The 16,762-nt window shown below is 70.0% G+C and carries 19 protein-coding genes; 12 read left to right on the forward strand and 7 right to left on the reverse strand.

The genetic code is table 11. From position 1 onward, the window contains the following. Positions 1-151: 151 nt before the first annotated feature. From PUT80_RS44785 to PUT80_RS44795, 3 genes are all read right to left on the reverse strand, one after another. Positions 152-1,099, reverse strand: a complete 948-nt coding sequence (locus tag PUT80_RS44785) for an alpha/beta hydrolase (RefSeq protein WP_037818677.1) — start codon at positions 1,097-1,099, stop codon at positions 152-154. A gap of 118 nt (positions 1,100-1,217) precedes the next feature. Then, positions 1,218-1,361 carry a hypothetical protein gene (locus PUT80_RS44790; RefSeq protein WP_275295770.1) on the reverse strand — a complete coding sequence of 48 codons (144 nt, stop codon included), beginning with the start codon at positions 1,359-1,361 and terminating at the stop codon, positions 1,218-1,220. Then, on the reverse strand, positions 1,358-1,636 hold the full coding sequence (locus tag PUT80_RS44795; RefSeq protein WP_043833512.1) for a hypothetical protein: 279 nt from the start codon (positions 1,634-1,636) through the stop codon (positions 1,358-1,360). The genes PUT80_RS44790 and PUT80_RS44795 overlap by 4 nt, the downstream gene beginning before the upstream one ends. A gap of 67 nt (positions 1,637-1,703) precedes the next feature. On the opposite strand from PUT80_RS44795, the gene PUT80_RS44800 reads away from it, so the two are divergent. The 4 genes from PUT80_RS44800 to PUT80_RS44815 all read left to right on the forward strand — a co-directional run bounded on the left by PUT80_RS44800 (position 1,704) and on the right by PUT80_RS44815 (position 6,100). Next, positions 1,704-2,339, forward strand: coding sequence for a TetR family transcriptional regulator C-terminal domain-containing protein (locus tag PUT80_RS44800; protein ID WP_275295771.1), 636 nt, complete (start codon positions 1,704-1,706; stop codon positions 2,337-2,339). A gap of 62 nt (positions 2,340-2,401) precedes the next feature. After that, complete coding sequence (locus PUT80_RS44805) at positions 2,402-2,842, forward strand: Fur family transcriptional regulator (RefSeq protein WP_037818672.1); 441 nt, start codon at positions 2,402-2,404, stop codon at positions 2,840-2,842. Then, positions 2,839-4,365 carry a catalase gene (locus PUT80_RS44810; RefSeq protein WP_037818670.1) on the forward strand — a complete coding sequence of 509 codons (1,527 nt, stop codon included), beginning with the start codon at positions 2,839-2,841 and terminating at the stop codon, positions 4,363-4,365. The genes PUT80_RS44805 and PUT80_RS44810 overlap by 4 nt, the downstream gene beginning before the upstream one ends. Positions 4,366-4,480: 115 nt before the next feature. Beyond that, entirely contained in the window at positions 4,481-6,100 is a 1,620-nt protein-coding gene (locus PUT80_RS44815; protein ID WP_037818725.1) for an ATP-binding cassette domain-containing protein, read from the forward strand. Here the strand turns inward: PUT80_RS44815 and PUT80_RS44820 are convergent. Then, the gene (locus PUT80_RS44820; protein WP_275295772.1) at positions 6,097-6,594 is read right to left on the reverse strand and encodes a putative immunity protein; all 498 of its coding nucleotides are present in this window, start codon (positions 6,592-6,594) and stop codon (positions 6,097-6,099) included. The two genes, PUT80_RS44815 and PUT80_RS44820, sit on opposite strands and share 4 nt — an antisense overlap. A 94-nt stretch (positions 6,595-6,688) precedes the next feature. Here PUT80_RS44820 and PUT80_RS44825 point away from each other — a divergent pair, with 94 nt between their 5' ends. Then, positions 6,689-6,952, forward strand: coding sequence for a hypothetical protein (locus PUT80_RS44825; protein WP_037818666.1), 264 nt, complete (start codon positions 6,689-6,691; stop codon positions 6,950-6,952). Between the two features lie 4 nt (positions 6,953-6,956). Here the strand turns inward: PUT80_RS44825 and PUT80_RS44830 are convergent, their stop codons facing one another. Continuing rightward, entirely contained in the window at positions 6,957-8,009 is a 1,053-nt protein-coding gene (locus PUT80_RS44830) for a putative sulfate exporter family transporter (RefSeq protein ID WP_078870726.1), read from the reverse strand. Positions 8,010-8,106: 97 nt separating this feature from the next. Between PUT80_RS44830 and PUT80_RS44835 the strand changes: the two genes are divergently transcribed. Beyond that, on the forward strand, positions 8,107-8,883 hold the full coding sequence (locus PUT80_RS44835) for a GntR family transcriptional regulator (RefSeq protein WP_051729615.1): 777 nt from the start codon (positions 8,107-8,109) through the stop codon (positions 8,881-8,883). Positions 8,884-8,915: 32 nt separating this feature from the next. Beyond that, entirely contained in the window at positions 8,916-9,296 is a 381-nt protein-coding gene (locus PUT80_RS44840) for a hypothetical protein (protein ID WP_037818664.1), read from the forward strand. 9 nt (positions 9,297-9,305) lie between these two features. Here PUT80_RS44840 and PUT80_RS44845 read toward each other — a convergent pair whose 3' ends face one another. Beyond that, positions 9,306-10,097: a thioesterase family protein gene (locus PUT80_RS44845; RefSeq protein ID WP_037818663.1), complete on the reverse strand. Its 792-nt coding sequence runs from the start codon at positions 10,095-10,097 to the stop codon at positions 9,306-9,308. 205 nt (positions 10,098-10,302) lie between these two features. Here PUT80_RS44845 and PUT80_RS44850 point away from each other — a divergent pair, with 205 nt between their 5' ends. The 3 genes from PUT80_RS44850 to PUT80_RS44860 are packed head-to-tail and all read left to right on the forward strand — an operon-like array spanning position 10,303 to position 12,365. Beyond that, positions 10,303-10,701 (forward strand): YciI family protein, encoded by a 399-nt coding sequence (locus tag PUT80_RS44850; RefSeq protein WP_037818662.1) that lies wholly within the window; start codon positions 10,303-10,305, stop codon positions 10,699-10,701. After that, a complete protein-coding gene (locus tag PUT80_RS44855; protein WP_275295773.1) occupies positions 10,701-11,942 on the forward strand; it encodes a sigma-70 family RNA polymerase sigma factor in 1,242 nt (413 codons plus the stop codon). Before PUT80_RS44850 ends, PUT80_RS44855 begins: the two co-directional genes overlap by 1 nt. Before the next feature lie 30 nt (positions 11,943-11,972). Beyond that, positions 11,973-12,365 (forward strand): Imm1 family immunity protein, encoded by a 393-nt coding sequence (locus tag PUT80_RS44860; protein WP_275295774.1) that lies wholly within the window; start codon positions 11,973-11,975, stop codon positions 12,363-12,365. A 21-nt stretch (positions 12,366-12,386) separates the two neighbouring features. On the opposite strand, the gene PUT80_RS44865 is transcribed toward PUT80_RS44860, so the two are convergent. Then, the gene (locus tag PUT80_RS44865) at positions 12,387-13,223 is read right to left on the reverse strand and encodes an NAD(P)H-binding protein (protein WP_275295775.1); all 837 of its coding nucleotides are present in this window, start codon (positions 13,221-13,223) and stop codon (positions 12,387-12,389) included. 172 nt (positions 13,224-13,395) lie between these two features. On the opposite strand from PUT80_RS44865, the gene PUT80_RS44870 reads away from it, so the two are divergent. Together PUT80_RS44870 and PUT80_RS44875 are read left to right on the forward strand one after the other, a co-directional pair. Next, complete coding sequence (locus PUT80_RS44870) at positions 13,396-14,604, forward strand: hypothetical protein (RefSeq protein ID WP_275295776.1); 1,209 nt, start codon at positions 13,396-13,398, stop codon at positions 14,602-14,604. Positions 14,605-15,456: 852 nt separating this feature from the next. Beyond that, entirely contained in the window at positions 15,457-16,215 is a 759-nt protein-coding gene (locus tag PUT80_RS44875; RefSeq protein WP_275295777.1) for a serine protease, read from the forward strand. The last annotated feature ends 547 nt before the right edge of the window (positions 16,216-16,762 follow it).

The raw sequence follows: 16,762 nt of genomic DNA on the forward strand, positions 1-16,762 counted from the left end.
GTCGCACCAGAACTCATAACCAGCGATCACACCAGCCCCGGCCAGCACAAGCCACACCGCCACGCCGGACACCCAACACCACAAACAAGATCAACTTAAGCTACGTGGCATTGGGTTAGAACCGGCATCGACACTCACGAGAACCCCGGCCTCAACCCTCCTCGACCCCCAGCACCCGGGCCAGCACCGCCCGTCGCTCCGCAGTCTCCCGGCGGCTCACCGTCGCGTGCTGGATCACCCCGGAACCGTGGAATGTCCCCGGGAACAAGTGCAGTTCCGTAGGCACCCCAGCCGCCAAAAGGCTTTGCGCGTAAGCGATTCCCTCGTCGCGCAGCGGGTCGAACTCCATCACCGACACGTACGCGGGCGGCAACCCCGAAAGATCCGTCGCCCGGGCAGGCGCCGCATAAATCGGGACGTCCGAACCGCCGCGCTTGACCGCTTCGCCGAGGTAGTAGTCCCAGCTCGTCTCGGCGGCTCCGCGGTGCCAGATCGGCGTGTCCGCGAACCGGCGCATGCTGCCGGTCTCGAGGCGGTCGTCCAGTTCGGGCACGGCGAGGAACTGGAACGCGATCGCCGGGCCGCCGCGGTCGCGGGCCAGCAGGGCGAGCGCCGCGGCCAGTCCGCCGCCCGCGCTCACGCCGTACAGCACCACCTTTTCCGGGTCGATGCCCAGTTCGTCCGCGTGCTTGACCGACCATTCGAGCGCCGCGTAGCAGTCCTCCAGCCCGGCCGGGTACGGATTCTCCGGCGCGAGCCGGTACTCGACCGACACGATCACGACGCCGAGGTCCCTGGCCAGTTCGAGGTTGGCCGCGTGGTCGACTTCCAGGTCGCCCAGCGCGAAACCGCCGCCGTGGATGTCGAACACCAGCGCCTTCGTCGCGACGCGATCGGGCGTGTACACGCGGATCGGGATGTCGCCTTCGGGACCGGGCACGGACTCGTCGCGCGTGCTTACTCCGGTTTCGTCGAAGTCGCCCTGCATCGTGGCGATCAGCTCGGCCATGCCCGCCCGCGCGGCAGCGATGTCGTGAAGGTCGACCTCGGGCAGCATCGGGACCGCGGCGGCGATTTCGGGATCGAACGGATAACTCATCGACGGCCTCCGTCTTCCAGGGGAAGACTCCATCGTGCCGAAATCCCGGACCCGGCGGGCACCGCCACGCGTCGCGTACCGAGCGCGTTCCTCCCGCCGACTGGCGCGTAGCCCCGCCTCAGCGCCCCGCTTTCTTCCAGATCACCACGATCCCGACGACCGCCACCAGCACCGCCCCCAGCACGATCAGCCCCTTCACGAACAGATCGTGCACGAGGTGCTGCAGCATCTCGTCCCCGTCGGCGAGCAGCACCGCGTTCACCGGCCGGACCGCTTCCGGCCCGGGTCCTCGTCCAGCCACCGCGCGGCGTGGCGCACGACCTCGCCGCCGACCCGCCCGCGCACTCCCCGCGCCCCGCGCCGGTCCATCGCCCTGGCCGCGGATTTCGCCAGCACCGCCGCGCCTTCGCGCACGCGCTCCCCCTTGCCGCGCCGCCGCAGCGAAACGATCAGCGCGAACGCGCCCAGCCCGACGACCACGACGATCCCGGCGATGATGCCGAACCGGATCAGCAGGATGTTCAGCACCGTCTCCACAGCGCACCCCTTTCTGTCACACCTGTGATACAAACCGTTTCTATCACGGCTGTGATATAAAAGTCCAGTGCCTAGAGTGGTGGACGGGGAAGAGCGGCGCGCGCACATCGCCGACGCGGTGCTGCGGCTGGCCGCGAAGGACGGGCTGCACGCGGTCTCGCTGCGCGCGGTGGCGGCGGAATCGGGCCTGAACATCGGTTCGGTGCGGCATTACTTCGACAGCCAGCACGCGCTGATGCGGTTCGCGATGCGCACCACCATCGACCGGACGACCGCGCGGCTCGTCGAACGCCGCGAGAAGATCGGTTCGCTGTCGGAGCTGCCGCCGGACGAGGCCGTCGACCAACTCGCCGAGTTCCTGTCCGAACTGCTGCCGCTGGACGAACGACGGCGCACCGAGGTGACCGTGCTGGTCGAATTCCTGATGGCCGCGCGCGCCGACCCGGGGCTGGACGACCTGGCCCGGGAAGCGGTCCAGGGCACCGTGACGCTGGCCCGCCGCATCCTCGACGCCCAGGTCCGGAGCGGCCGCTTCGAGCCGAAGGACCCGGAAGTCGAGGCGCCCCGGCTGGCCGCACTGCTGGACGGGCTCGCGTTCCGGGCCGTGCTGCAGCCGGGACTCACCTCGCCGGAGGAGTGCGTCGCCGTCCTTCGCGCGCATCTCGCCGAACTCGTCCGACCGGTGGGTGACACCCAGGTGTGAGCGGCACGGAGACCGGGTAACCGGCCGAACTGGAGCGGTTCCAGATCCCGGGGAGGACTCCGATGCCGGACTCGGCGGCGACGCTGCGAGCGGCGGGCCTGCGCGTCACCAAACCGCGGCAAGCCGTGCTCGGCTGGCTCGGCGAGCATCCGCACGCGACGGTCGAGGCGATCGCCGCGGGCGTGCGCGAAAGCCTGGGCAGCGTGTCGATCCAGGCGGTCTACGACGTGCTCGCCGCGTGCGGCGACGCGGGTCTCGTCCGCCGGATCGAGCTGTCCGGGCATCCGGCGCGGTTCGAACGGCGGACCGGCGACAACCACCACCACGTGGTGTGCCGCCGCTGCGGCCGGGCCGAGGACGTCGACTGCGTCCGCGGCGAGGCCCCCTGCCTCACGCCGCACGACCGGCGCGGGTTCGCCGTCGACGAGGCCGAGATCGTCTTCTGGGGTCTGTGCCCGGACTGCTCCGGCGTTTCCGACCACCACGAGGAGCTCGCGAGATGACCGAAGAACCGAAACCCCCGGCGACCACCACGGACTCCGGGATCCCGGCCGAGAGCGACGAGCATTCGCTCACCGTCGGCCCGGGCGGCCCGATCCTGCTGCAGGACCATTACCTGATCGAGCAGATGGCGCAGTTCAACCGGGAACGGGTGCCGGAGCGGCAGCCGCACGCGAAGGGCAGCGGCGCGTTCGGGCACTTCGAGGTGACGAACGACGTCAGCCGCTTCACCAAGGCGGCGGTGTTCCAGCCGGGCACGAAAACCGAGATGGCCGCCCGGTTCTCCACGGTGGCCGGCGAACGCGGCAGCCCGGACACCTGGCGCGACCCGCGCGGGTTCGCGCTGAAGTTCTACACCTCCGAGGGCAACTACGACCTCGTCGGCAACAACACCCCGGTGTTCTTCATCAAGGACCCGCTGAAGTTCCAGCACTTCATCCGGTCGCAGAAACGCCGTGCGGACAGCAACCTGCGCGACCACGACATGCAGTGGGACTTCTGGACGCTGTCCCCCGAATCGGCGCACCAGGTCACCTGGCTGATGGGCGACCGGGGGATCCCGCGCACGTGGCGGCACATGAACGGCTACAGCTCGCACACCTACATGTGGGTCAACGCCGCGGGCGAGAAGTTCTGGGTCAAGTACCACTTCAAGACCGACCAGGGCGTCGAGCACTTCACCCAGCACGAGGCCGACCAGATGGCGGCGGCGGACACCGACTACCACACCCGCGACCTGTTCGAGGCCATCGCGCGCGGCGACTACCCGAGCTGGACCCTGCACGTGCAGGTCATGCCGTTCGAGGACGCGAAGACCTACCGGTTCAACCCGTTCGACCTGACGAAGGTGTGGCCGCATGGCGACTACCCGCTGATCGAGGTCGGGCGGATGACTCTGAACCGCAACCCGACCGACCACCACGCCGAGATCGAGCAGGCCGCGTTCGAGCCGAACAACATGGTGCCCGGCATCGGCCCGAGCCCGGACCGGATGCTGCTGGGCAGGCTGTTCGCCTACGCCGACGCACACCGGTACCGGATCGGCGCGAACTACAAGCAGCTTCCGGTGAACGCCCCGCACGCGCCGGTGCACAGCTACAGCAAGGACGGCGCGATGCGCTACACGAAGGTCTCCGACCCGGTGTACGCGCCGAACTCCAAGGGCGGCCCGCGCGCGGACACCGAACGCTACGGCACGCCCGCCGGCTGGCACGCCGACGGCGAGATGGTCCGCTCGGCCTACGTCGACCACGCCGAGGACGACGACTGGACCCAGCCGGGCACGCTCGTGCGCGAGGTGCTGAACGACGCCGAGCGCGAGCGGCTGGTCGACAACATCGTCGGGCACCTGCTCAACGGGGTGACCGAACCGGTGCTGAAGCGGGCCTTCGAGTACTGGCACAACGTGGACAAGGACCTCGGCGACCGCGTCGAGTCCGGCGTGCGCGCGAAGCAGGACGAGAAGGACCCGAAGGCGGCCGAGCAGGCGAACCCGGCCCGGGAGAGCATGCAGCGCAAGGCATAAGGCGATCCCGAAAGCGGCGGTGCCGATTCCGGCCGGCGCCGCCGCTTTTGTGTCCTCTGTGGACAGCCGAAAAACCGTGCGGCGATTCGCGGCCGCCTGGGTAGAGTGCGCGGACATGGGGCATTTGGAGGCCGCGCATCTGCGCTACGTGCTGCCCGACGGGCGTCCGCTGCTCGGCGACGTCTCGTTCCGGGTCGGCGAGGGCGCGGTCGTCGCGCTGGTCGGCCCCAACGGCGCGGGCAAGACCACGCTGCTGCGCATGCTGTCGGGAGAGCTGAAGCCGGACGAGGGCTCGGTCACGGTGTCCGGCGGGCTGGGCGTGATGGCGCAGTTCGTCGGATCGGTGCGCGACGAACGCACGGTGCGCGATCTGCTGGTTTCGGTTGCCCCGCAACGGGTTCGCGACGCCGCGCTCGCGGTCGACGCGGCTGAGGAGCGGCTGCTGGAGGTCGACGACGAGGCCGCGCAAATGCGGTACGCGCAGGCGCTCAGCGACTGGGCAGAAGCCCGCGGATACGAGTTCGAGACCATGTGGGACATGTGCACGACCGAGGCGCTCGGCGTGCCGTTCGACCGCGCGCGCTGGCGGCTCGTGCGCACGCTCAGCGGCGGCGAGCAGAAACGCCTCGTGCTGGAGGCACTGCTGCGCGGGCCGGACGAGGTGCTGCTGCTGGACGAGCCGGACAACTATCTCGACGTCCCCGGCAAACGCTGGCTCGAAGCCCGGCTGAAGGAAACCCGCAAGACTGTCCTGTTCGTGTCGCACGACCGCGAACTGCTCGCGCGAGCGGCGGACAAGATCGTGAGCGTCGAGCCGGGCGGCGACGGCGCGGACGCCTGGGTGCACGGCGGCGGTTTCGCGACGTATCACGAGGCGCGGCAGGAACGGTTCGCCCGCTACGACGAACTGCGCCGCCGCTGGGACGAGAAGCACGCCCAGCTCAAACGGCTGGTCCGGGACATGAAGCAGTACGCCGCGCGCAGCGACGAAATGGCGTCGCGGTACAAGGCGGCGCAGACCCGGCTGCGGAAGTTCGAGGAGGCCGGTCCCCCGCCGGAACCGCCGCGGCCGCAGGACATCCGGATGCGGCTGCGCGGCGGCCGCACCGGCGTGCGCGCGGTGACCTGCGAGAACCTCGAACTCACGGGGCTGATGAAGCCGTTCTCGCTGGAGATCTTCTTCGGCGAACGCGTCGCGGTGCTCGGTTCGAACGGCTCCGGGAAGTCGCATTTCCTGCGGCTGCTCGCGGGCGGCGACGTCGCGCACACCGGCGGATGGAAGACCGGAGCCCGCGTCGTGCCCGGCCATTTCGCGCAGACGCACGCGCGTCCGGAACTCACCGGCCGCACGCTGGTCGACGTGCTGTGGACGGAACACGCGGCCGACCGCGGCGCGGCGATGGCGGCGCTGCGCCGGTACGAACTGCACCGCCAGGGCGAGCAGGCGTTCGACCGGTTGTCCGGCGGACAGCAGGCGCGGTTCCAGATCCTGTTGCTGGAACTGGCCGGCACCACCGCGCTGCTGCTGGACGAGCCGACCGACAACCTCGACCTGGAATCGGCCGAGGCGCTGCAGGACGGGCTGGAGTCGTACGAGGGCACGGTGCTCGCGGTCACCCACGACCGCTGGTTCGCGCGCTCGTTCGACCGCTACCTGGTCTTCGGCTCGGACGGCGTGGTGCGCGAGACTCCTGAACCGGTCTGGGACGAGCGGCGGGTGGAGCGAGTTCGCTAACCCTTGCGCAGCAAGGCATCCAGCTCGCGCACCAGCTCCCCCGCCCGGCCCCGGCCGCCCGGAGCCGCCGGATACCGCGACAGCACCCGCACCACCACCGGATCAGCCGCCCGATGCTGCGCGGTCAACCCGGCCAATTCGCAGGCATACGCCGCATGACCAGCCGAGCCGAGGATGTGCCACACCTGGGTCGCCTTCGCGAGCGGATGCAGATACGCCGCACCGGCAGCGGCGACCGCCGCCCGAGCAGCCTCGCTCGCCGCGGCCTGACCGGCGTCGCGGGCTTCCTGATACGCCCGTTGCGCCGCCCACGCACCGTCGCGAATCGCCTTGCTGCGCTTGGCTCCCTGAGCAAACGCCCGGGCGGCATCGATCGCCTCGTGCGGACGCCGATCGTCGGGACGGGCTTGTTCGAAGATCGGCAGCGCGGGTTCCGCACAAGCCACCGCGTAGGCCGTCACGGCGCGAAGCTCGGAGAGGTCGAGTTCGATCATGTGCTTGAACTGTATCGTTGAACCGCCGGTTGGCAGTTCGACGCGACTTCCGGCAGGAATGCCCAGCAGAACCCTCAACCGGGGAAGGACGGCAGTGGACGAGCGGAGGGCGTGGTCCGAAGCCGACAAGGCGGCCTACCGCGAGTTCGTGCGCACCCACCACCCGGACGTCGGCGGCGACCCGGACGAGTTCGCCGCGGGGCTCCGCAGGTTCCGGCGCGATGAAAACGCCGCGGGGACCGAACCGGTCCCGCGCGGCGAATCCTTGGTGTTCGTGCGCCGGAGCCGAGGTCTGCCCCGGCTCCTCGACGCGTTGACCGAGCGCAGGCGGCGGAAGCGGAATCCGCGCGTGCGCTAGCGCGTCACATCCCGCCGGTCAGCGCCTGCAGCCCGAGGCTCGACGCGGCGACCGCGATCCACAGGATGGCTCCCATCAGCAGCGGCTTGTGTCCCGCCTTGCGCAGGTCAGACGGCTTGAGCGCGAGGCCGATCCCGGCGAGCGCCATGGTGATCAGGAAGGTGCCGAGCGTCGACAGCGGCGCGTGCCACGATTCCGGGATCCAGCCCGCGCTTTCCACCGTCGCGGCGGCCAGGAAGCCGATCAGGAACGGCGGCACCAGCCGGTGCCAGGGCATGGCGCGCAAGGAAACCCGGCCGCCGGACTGCTTGCGCGCGGCGAGCACGGCGAGGAACAGCACGATCGGGATCAGCGTGAGCGTGCGGGTGAGCTTCACGACGAGACCGTACGAACCGGCGTCGCCGCCATACGCGTAGGAAGCCGCGACCACGGAAGACGTGTCGTTCACCGCGGTTCCGGCCCACAGGCCGAACGCGTGCGGCGACATCCCGAGCGCGTGCCCGAGCGGCGGGAACAGCAGGACCGCGGCGACATTGAAGGTGAAGATCGTGCCGAGCGCGTAAGCGATGTTGGCTTCCTTCGGCTTCAGCACCGCGCTGGTCGCCGCGATCGCCGACGCACCGCAGATGCCGGTGCCGACGCCGATCAGCGTCTGCGTGTCCCCGCGGACGCCGAGCAGCCTGCCGAGCACCCACGCACCGCCGAGCGCGACCGCCAGGGTGCCGAGCATCACCGGCAGCGACTGCCCGCCGACGTGCACGACCTGCTGGATCGAGAGCCCCGTGCCCAGCACGACGATCGACAGCTGAAGCACCGGCCGCGACGCGATCGCGTAGCCCGGGCTGAACCGCCAGCCGCGCAGCCCCGGCACGACCGCGCCGGCGACCGCGCCGAGCAGGATCGCGAGCACCGGCCCGCCGACCACCGGAACGAGCTTGCCGCCCGCCGTCGCCACCGCCGCGACCAGCAGCGCGACCGCGAGCCCCGGCACCGGGCGGGCGAGCTTGGCCCGCCACTGCACCGTCGCGCGCGTCGCTCCGAGCGTCGCGCCGGTCACCGGTTCACTCCTGTGCGCACTGCTGGCCTCCTCCGTAATGTACGTACATTTAATCTAAGAGCTGTCCGTACATTTGGCAAGCGGTAGTGTTCCCGGCATGGGCGAGGCAGAGCTGGTCCGCACCGGCGGACAGCCGCTGTGGCGGCAGTTGCAGCAGCGACTGCTGGTGCGCATCCGCGCCGGGGAGTTCGACAGCGCGTTCCCCGGGGAGCTCGCGCTCGCCGACGAATACAGCGTCAGCAGGCAGACCGTCCGGCAGGCGCTGCGGGAACTGCGCGCGGACGGCACGCTCATCGCCGAACGCGGACGCCAGCCCCGCGTCGCCGCGGCCGCGGAGATCCAGCAGCCGCTCGGCGCGCTCTACAGCCTCTTCGCCGCGGTCGAGGAGGCCGGGCTCGACCAGCACAGCGTCGTGCGCCGGCTCGACATCCGCGCGGACGCGGTGGTCGCCGAACGGCTGTCGCTGGAGGGCTCCACTCCCCTGCTGTACCTGGAACGCGTGCGGCTGGCCGGAAACGACCCGCTGGCCGTCGACCGGGTGTGGCTGCCCGCCGACCTCGCTCGGCCGCTGCTGGAAGCGGATTTCCAGCACACCAGCCTGTACGGCGAACTCCACCGCCGCACCGGCGTCCGGCTCGACCACGGCGAGGAGCAGATCCGCGCCGTCGTGCCGACCCGGGCCGAACGCACCCTGCTCGGCTGCGGCGAAACCGTCGGCGCGTTCTCCATCGGACGCCTCGGCACCAGCGCGGGCAAACGGATCGAGTGGCGGCACACGCTGGTGCGCGGCGACCGGTTCGCGCTCACCGCGGAGTTCTCCGGGCGCACCGGGTACCGGTTGGTCACCACGGGGGCACTTGCCGGAACCCGCTGACCCGGCGGGCACCGAGTCGCTACGCTCCGCGCATGTCGATCTTCGCGCGGATTCTGCAGGTCTTCTTCATGGTCGCCGGGCTGGCGAGCATCGGTGTCGGGCTGATCATGGTGCTGATCGCCAAACCCCATTGGTACTGCGAGGTTTCTCGCAACGGGGAGGCGACCACCTGGTGCTACGAGAACGACCTCGAGGCGCTGACCAGCTATCACCTGTTCTGGTTCGTGCTCGGCCTCGCGCTCGAGATCATGGCCGTCGCGGTCGTCGCGGGCGCACGCCGCAGGACCGTCGAAAACCTGCTGATGTCGATGAACTCGCCAGCGGCCGCGCCGACGTTCTCCAGCTCGCTGCCGCCCGCCCCCGGTCCGTACCCCGGCTACCCGCAGCAGCAGCCGCCGTACCCGGGGCAGTAGCTCAGGAACTCAGCCGATCCGGATCCCGGCCAGTTGCGTGCCCTGCGCGACCAGCGTCCCGGCGCTGTCCCAGACGTGGCAGGACTCGTCGACCCGCCCGTCGCCGATCAGGTGAGCGCGGTGCAGCACGCGCACCGGGCCGGGCGCCGGATGCGCCCGCACGTAGGCGGTCAGTTCGAGCGTCGGCACCCAGCCGGACGGCGCGACGTCGAGGGTCGCCGGAGGCAGGGCGTCGACCGCGAACAGCAGGCTGACCGGGTCGAACGGCTCGTCGCCGGGGAGTGCCAGCAGGGCGCGCAGTTCGCCGCGGCCGCTAGGCCCGTCGGCGAGCGGGCGGTCGAAGTACACGTCGATCTCGTCGCGGATGGCGATCGGGATGCCGGACGACAGCACGTCCGGGCCCCACGGCTCCTCCGGGAACGGCCCGAACTCCGGCTGCGGCACGCCGTCCTGCCAGAACGGTTCGGCCGCGCCGAGGACGCCCAGCGTCAGCAGGGCCTCGACCTGCGGCACGCCGTCCTTGAGCAGCCGTCCGCGCAATTGGGTCGCCGACCGGCCGGTGCGCAGCACCTCGACCTCGATCTCCGCCGGCCCCGGTTCGGGCGAGCGCAGGTAGTGCGCGCTGGCGGCGAGCACGTCCGGATGCCCGGAAACGACGGTCGCCGCGCGCGCGATGGTCGCCAGCAGGTATCCGCCGTTCGGGCGGCCGCCGATGGTCCACGCCGGGCTGAGGTCGACGCTGAACTCGGTGTCCGAACGCTGCTTGACCGCCGACACCGCGGCGAAGGTCGTCGTGCTCACGGGTCCCTCCAGGTGAGTTGCTTCCCGCAACCTACCTGCTAGGCCGTTCGGACGTCCCGGACACTGAGACTCACGCCACCCGTTCTGTCCCCGCTCGCCGAATTTCCCGGCAAGATGACGCGATACGTGTCGAGGACGGCGCGCGGGTTCCGTTCCCTTGATGAGCCCGCCCGGAAGCGGCGAGCCGGAACCTGGAGGAAACGTTATGCCGAAGTACATGCTGCTGCAGACCTACGCCCAGGGCGAAGACTGCGACGCGCCGCTGCCGGAATGGGCACCGGAGGACATCCGCGCGCACATCCAGTTCCAGCACGTGCTGAACGCCGAGCTGACCGAGGCCGGGGAGCTCGTCGAGGCGGAGGGTCTGGCCGGGCCGGAAGCGGCGAAGACCGTGGTCGCGGACGGCAAGGGCGGCGCGGTCGTCACCGACGGGCCGTTCCCGGAGGGCAAGGAACTGCTGGCCGGGTACCGGGTGGTGGACGTCGAGTCGGAGGCACGGGCGCTGGAGATCGCGACCCGGGTCTCGGCCGCGCCCGGTCCCGAAGGCGCGCCGCTGCGGGTGCCGATCGAGGTGCGCCAGGTCATGAGCGCACCGGAGGTGTGATGCCGCGGGCCGAGGTCGAGGACCTGGTGCGCACGCTCGCGCCCCAGGTCCTCGCCGTCCTCGCGCGCCGGTCCGGCGATTTCGGCGCGGCCGAGGACGCGACGCAGGAAGCCCTGCTCGCCGCGGTGCAGCACTGGCCTGTCGAGGGGATTCCGGAGAATCCGCGCGGCTGGCTGCTGCAGACCGCCAGCCGCCGGATCATCGACATCTTCCGCAGCGACCAGGCTCGGCGGCGGCGCGAGGACACCGTCGCCGCTGAGCCGCCAGGCGCCGAAGTGCCAGATCGGGACGACACGCTGACGCTGTTGTTCCTGTGCGCGCACCCGTCACTGACGTCGGCGTCGGCGATCGCGCTGACGTTGCGAGCGGTCGGCGGCCTGACGACCGCGGAGATCGCCAGCGCGTTCCTCGTGCCGGAAACCACGATGGCGCAACGGATCAGCCGGGCGAAGGCGAAAATCAAGAAGTCCGGGCTGCCGTTCCGGATGCCCGCCGCGGACGAGCGGCAGGTGCGGCTGCGGTCCGTGCTGCACGTGCTGTACCTCGTGTTCAACGAGGGCTACACGAGCAGCGGCGGCCGCCGTCTGCACCGCACCGAACTGTCCGCCGAGGCGATCCGGCTGGCGCGGCTGCTGCACGCCGCGCTGCCGGACGACGGCGAAGCGGCCGGTTTGCTCGCCCTGATGCTGCTCACCGACGCCCGCCGGCCGGCCCGCACCGGACCGGACGGCGACCTCATCCCGCTCGCCGACCAGGACCGGTCGCGGTGGGACCGTTCGCTGATCCGGGAAGGCGTCGCGCTGATCACCGCCGCGCTGACCCGCGACGGCATCGGCGAATACCGCCTCCAGGCCGCGATCGCCGCGACGCACGACATCGCGTTGCGGGCCGAAGACACCGATTGGCCGCGCGTGCTCACGCTGTACACGCGGCTCGAGGCCCTGACCGGCAATCCGGTCGTAACGCTCAACCGCGCGATCGCGACTGCGATGGTGCAGGGACCGGACGCCGGGCTGACCATGCTCGCCGGACTCGACGACCGGCTCCCTGACCACCACCGCCTCGCCGCCGCCCGCGCCCACCTGCTGGAGCTGGCCGGCGAACGGGAGGAAGCCGTCCGGCACTACACCGCGGCCGCCGCCCGTACCGGAAACACCGCTGAACAGCGCTATCTGACGCTGCGCGCGGCCCGTCTGCGCGCCGGCCATTCCACAAGTCGCTCGCCGATCGGCACCGAGTAGTATCAGGACACTTCACGAGCGGAGCGCACCATGGCGAGCATCGAAGACGCCCGTCGCCGGACCGGGTACGACGTCACCGAGACGACTGTCGACGACTTGCTGTCCGCCCTGCGCTCCGCCGAACCGCCCGTGCCGGACGCCGGGGTCGTCTGGTGGCTGTACGCGGGCCGGAAGCCGCGGACGCCGTACCTGGTCGCCGGTGTGCGCGGTGCGCGAGGAAGCCTGGCGTGGCACGAAAACGGCGAGACTTTCCTGCCCGCGGACGGTACTGGCGAGGAGCCGGTCGACTACTACAGCCTGCAGGGAGCGCACTTCCCGCAGCCGTCCGGGAGCGAGGTTTCCGCCGAGGAAGTGCTGCGCGCCGTGCGGGAACTGTGCGAATCCCAGACACGACCTGCCTGCGTTTCCTGGAAGCGCGCGTAGCTTCTGTCCACAGTGGACTTCTTATCGCTCCGGCGCGAAGTCGTCCTTGTGCGCCCGCGCCCACTCGCGGAATGACGTCACCCGTCGCGCGAACCGTTCCACCGTGTTGTTCACCGGCGCACGACGGCCCACAGCTGCCTCCTCCACGTCCATCAGGTGCTCCAGGACCGCCTCGGGCATCCACTCCGGACGCCGCGCCAGCGCCTCGCTCCGCGTTTCGGGCACCACTTCGATCGGGCGACCCAATTCCTCCGCCAGGGTCTGCACGATCGCACGCTGCGTCATCGATTCCGGCCCAGTTACCGTGAGTATCCTGCCCGGATAGCTACGCTCCGTGAGCAGCTTCGCAGCCACCGCGGCCACGTCCGCCTCGGCCGTCGGCGTGAACTGCGACTCCGGAGAGAAGAGCCGCGCCGGTCCCCCGGCCCGGATCGCCGCACCCCAGTCGCGCCGGGTGTTGCCCATCAGCCAGCCCGGGTACAGCACCGTGAACGGCAATCCGGACTCCGCCACCGCCGTCTCCGCGGGCAAATGCCCCCGCCGGATCGGGTTGTCCGCCGCGCCCTCGTAGACGTCCGGCGACGACAGCAGTACGACGTACGAGACTCCGGCTTTTCGCGCCGCGGCAAGGAAATCCGCACCACCGTTCGGTCGCGCCGGATACAGGAAGATCGCGTCCACGCCGCGCAGCGCGTCCTCGAATCCGCCCTCCGCCGTGAGATCCACCGACACCGCGTCCGGCAGATCCAGGGCGGCCGCGTCACGTGCCGAGCCGCGCACCTCGTGCCCGCCCTCGCGAAGCGCCCGGACGACCTCGCTCCCGACATTCCCGCGCGCCCCCGTCACCAGGATGGTCATCCCACACTTCCTTTGCTGTTAAATTAACTTTGTTCGCAAAGCTATATCTGTGACTCACCGCTGTCAACCTCCCGCGTCCGGTACACGACCGGGCGAGATCGTTGTATGGATCGTGTACGGATCCCGCCGACACTCCGGCAGTTCGATTCGGACGAGTGAAGGGAGATCCGTCGTGGTCGGGAATGTGACGGTCCGGCGCACGGTCGCCGCACTGCTCGCCGCGGGGGCGGTCACCGCAGTAGCGACGCCGGTGAGCGCCGCCGAAGCCGCCGCCTGGCGAGCCGATCTGTCCTCAGTGGACAGTGACGACGTCAACGTCGCGGCGGCCAGCAGCACGCTCACGCTGCGAGACGCCGCGTGGAGACCCGCCGACCGGGCCGCGGGCAGCGAGGGCTACCTGCTCTCCGCCGAACGACGCCTGCCCGCGCCGGTGAACCGGGTAGCCGCAGAGATCTCCGCGGACGCCCCGCAGGGCACCACGGTCGACGTCGACGTCCGCGGCCGCTCCGGCGCCGACGACTGGACCGAATGGACCCCCGCCGGCACCGCACTCCCGCGGGCGGTGAGCGTTGTGCAGACCAGGATCACGCTGTCCAGCACCACCGCCGCCCGCCCGACCGTGCGCGAGGTCGACCTGACCGGTTCGCTGTCCCCGCAAGCGAACGCCATCGCCGCGTCCACCCCGCTGACCTACACGATCTACGCCACCCGCGAAGGCCTCACCGGCCACACCACCGCGAACGGCCACGTCATCGCGAGCAACGACCACTTCGTCGCGCTGCCGTCCGGAAAAGCCTTGTCGCCCAAGGGAACCGGCAACTACACCGTGCGAGTGTGCAAGACGGACAACAGCCGCTGCGAATACGCGCCGGTCTGGGACGTCGGCCCGTGGAACACCAAGGACGACTACTGGAACCCGCCCTCGGTGCGCGCGGAGTACAAGGACCTGCCGCAAGGCCAGCCCGAGGCCTACGCCGCCTACCACAACGGCTACAACGGCGGCCGCGACGATCTCGGGTACAAAGTGGGCAACCCCGCGGGCATCGACCTGGCCGACGGCACCTTCAGCTCGGGAGTCGGCCTGGGCGACAACGGAAACGTGAAGGTCACCTACCTGTGGACGGGCTCCGCCGCGGCAACGGGTTTGGTGCAAACGGCAGGCGACCCGGTGAACGTCCGGTCGGGCGCGCACACGACCTCGTCGGTGAAGGGCCTGGCGGCGAACTACGCCAAGGTGAACATCGAATGCTACGTCAACGGCGACTCGGTGACCGGGAAATTCGGGACGAGCAAGATCTGGGACCGGATCGGGCCTGGGCACTACATCTCGGACACGTATGTGAAAACCGGCTCGGACAAGCCGGTGGCTCCGCTCTGCTGAGTCCTGGGGGTGCCGGTGCGGGGTCTGGGGCTGACTCCGCACCGGTGGCTCCCGTTCGCGCTTCCGTTCTGCCGAGGTCCTGGGGTGCCGGTGCGGAATCTGGGCTGGCTCCGCACCAGTGACTCCTTCCCGTCCTGCCTGCCGAGGTTTCTTGGGCACCAATGTGGAATCCAGGCTGGCCTGCGCTGGCGACTCCCATTCGCAGGTCAACTCTGGTGAGGTTCGCGGGGCACCAGTGCGGAATCCAGGCTGGCCCTGCGCTGGCGGCTCCCGTTCGCAGGTCCGCTCTGCCGAGGTTCGCGGGGCACAGGTGCCGAGTCCGAGGCAAGCGACTCCCGCCCGCGCGTCCGGTGGTCTGCCGAGGTTCTTGAGGGTGCCGATGCGGAGTCTGAGGCTGGACCCGCGCCGGTGGCCCCCGTCCACACTTCCGTTCTGCCGAATTGATCGCGGGTTGCCGGGGACTTCAGACCGGGTCCGCGCCGACGGCTCCGACCAGGCTTCCCCTCAGGCCCTCGATCGAGCACTCCGCTCCTGGGCAGTTCCTCGCCAACGACCCCGGCGTCGCCAGGTTTCACTCCGAGCCCCCTGCTTCCCTCTCTCCAGGCGAGCCGCGTCTCCGAATTCGGTTTCCCTGAGCCGTTCTTCACCCTGTTCCCGTCTCTCCGCAAGCCTTCTCTCCACGCGCCGTCCGCAATCCCTTTGCCCGAGCCGTGTTCGGGAAGCAATCCCCCTCAGCCGCCGCGGGAGTCCGGATCCGGGCTCCCGCGGTTTCCACCCGGTTCAGCGACGGTTTTCCCCTCAACCGCCGGTTAAAGTGGTCTTCGTGCGCTGCCGCAGCCGAGGGGGTCCGCCATGCCACGCCGATTCGCATTCATCGTCGCCGTCGTCCTGTCCGTCATCAGCCTGAGCACATCCGCCGCCGGGGCCGTCCCGAGCGTCATCGGGGGAGAAAAAGCTTCCCTGGCACAACATCCGTACGCAGTGTACTTAGTGGACAGTCACGGAACCCAGTTCTGCGGCGGCGTCATCGTCAGCCGCACCGCGGTCGCGACCGCCGCGCACTGCGCCGCCACCGTCCCAACCGGCGAACTTCGCGTGGTCGCCGGCCGGGAAGACAAACGCACCCAAGACGGGGTCGTCCGCGCCGTGTCCGCCGCCTGGCAACACCCGGATTTCCGTACCCCGCAACAAGGTTCGGACATCGCCGTCCTGACCGTCCGAGGCTCGCTCCCCTACCGCCCCGCCGACCTGGCCCGCGATCCGAGCCGCTACCCCGCCGGAACCAACGCCACCGTCCTGGGCTGGGGCCGAACCGCCGACGGCGGCGACCGGTCGGACTATCTGCGCCAAGCCACCGTCCCCGTGGCCGACGACTCCTTCTGCCACACCGCGTACCCGGAATACTCCGCGACAAGCATGCTGTGCGCCGGCTACCCGAACGGCGGCATCGACGCCTGCAAAGGAGATTCCGGAGGCCCACTGGTAGTCGGCGACACGGTGGTAGGAATCGTCTCCTACGGCGACGGCTGCGGAAAGCCAGGCAAACCCGGGATGTACACCAGGGTGACGTCCTTCGCCGACGACATCGCCGCTCACGCCGGACTCAACTGAACCCGCGCGCCCAACCGACACCCCATTGCCCGGACCGACGCTCCTGTCCGCCACGGCGAATTGTCAGTGCGCGGAAACCGCTCGTGCGACGCCGCAGCAAGTCCATTCTGACGCAGGTTCTCCACCGTCTGTCACACGTCGAACGCACGGCCCCGGCGATCGCCACAACCCCGTGACGACCGAACCGGGTCGCTCCACACGGAAGGAACAGCAGAACCCACGCGACTCCCTGAGCACGGCAAGGTAAAGTCCGAGGCATGACGTCGCCGGAGGCCAGCAGACGGTAGCCGCCCAGCAGCAAGCTGGGCGGCGGAGTGACGGGTGCCGGACTTGCTGCCGGACTGAGCTGACCAGCGAAAGCTTCACACAAACACCGTGCTGTCGAGTTGTGCCCTGAGCAGGTTCTCGTGAGTGTTGACCCCGGTTCTAACCCAATGCCACGTAGCTTAAGTTGATCTTGTTTGTGGTGTTGGGTGTCCGGCGTGGCGGTGTGGCTTGTGCTGGCCGGGGCTGGTGTGATCGCTGGTTATGAGTTCTGGTGCGACGG

The sequence above is a fragment of the Amycolatopsis sp. La24 genome (assembly GCF_029087445.1).
GTDB classification, from domain to species: Bacteria; Actinomycetota; Actinomycetes; order Mycobacteriales; family Pseudonocardiaceae; genus Amycolatopsis; species Amycolatopsis nivea.

Bases quoted from the DNA above. Each gene is read 5' to 3' on its own strand.
- PUT80_RS44785 (WP_037818677.1), bottom strand. From the start codon at position 1,099: ATGAGTTATCCGTTCGATCCCGAAATCGCCGCCGCGGTCCCGATGCTG.
- PUT80_RS44805 (WP_037818672.1), top strand. From the start codon at position 2,402: ATGCCGGACTCGGCGGCGACGCTGCGAGCGGCGGGCCTGCGCGTCACC.
- PUT80_RS44810 (WP_037818670.1), top strand. From the start codon at position 2,839: ATGACCGAAGAACCGAAACCCCCGGCGACCACCACGGACTCCGGGATC.
- PUT80_RS44815 (WP_037818725.1), top strand. From the start codon at position 4,481: ATGGGGCATTTGGAGGCCGCGCATCTGCGCTACGTGCTGCCCGACGGG.
- PUT80_RS44820 (WP_275295772.1), bottom strand. From the start codon at position 6,594: ATGATCGAACTCGACCTCTCCGAGCTTCGCGCCGTGACGGCCTACGCG.
- PUT80_RS44835 (WP_051729615.1), top strand. From the start codon at position 8,107: ATGGGCGAGGCAGAGCTGGTCCGCACCGGCGGACAGCCGCTGTGGCGG.
- PUT80_RS44840 (WP_037818664.1), top strand. From the start codon at position 8,916: ATGTCGATCTTCGCGCGGATTCTGCAGGTCTTCTTCATGGTCGCCGGG.
- PUT80_RS44850 (WP_037818662.1), top strand. From the start codon at position 10,303: ATGCCGAAGTACATGCTGCTGCAGACCTACGCCCAGGGCGAAGACTGC.
- PUT80_RS44855 (WP_275295773.1), top strand. From the start codon at position 10,701: ATGCCGCGGGCCGAGGTCGAGGACCTGGTGCGCACGCTCGCGCCCCAG.
- PUT80_RS44860 (WP_275295774.1), top strand. From the start codon at position 11,973: ATGGCGAGCATCGAAGACGCCCGTCGCCGGACCGGGTACGACGTCACC.
- PUT80_RS44865 (WP_275295775.1), bottom strand. From the start codon at position 13,223: ATGACCATCCTGGTGACGGGGGCGCGCGGGAATGTCGGGAGCGAGGTC.
- PUT80_RS44875 (WP_275295777.1), top strand. From the start codon at position 15,457: ATGCCACGCCGATTCGCATTCATCGTCGCCGTCGTCCTGTCCGTCATC.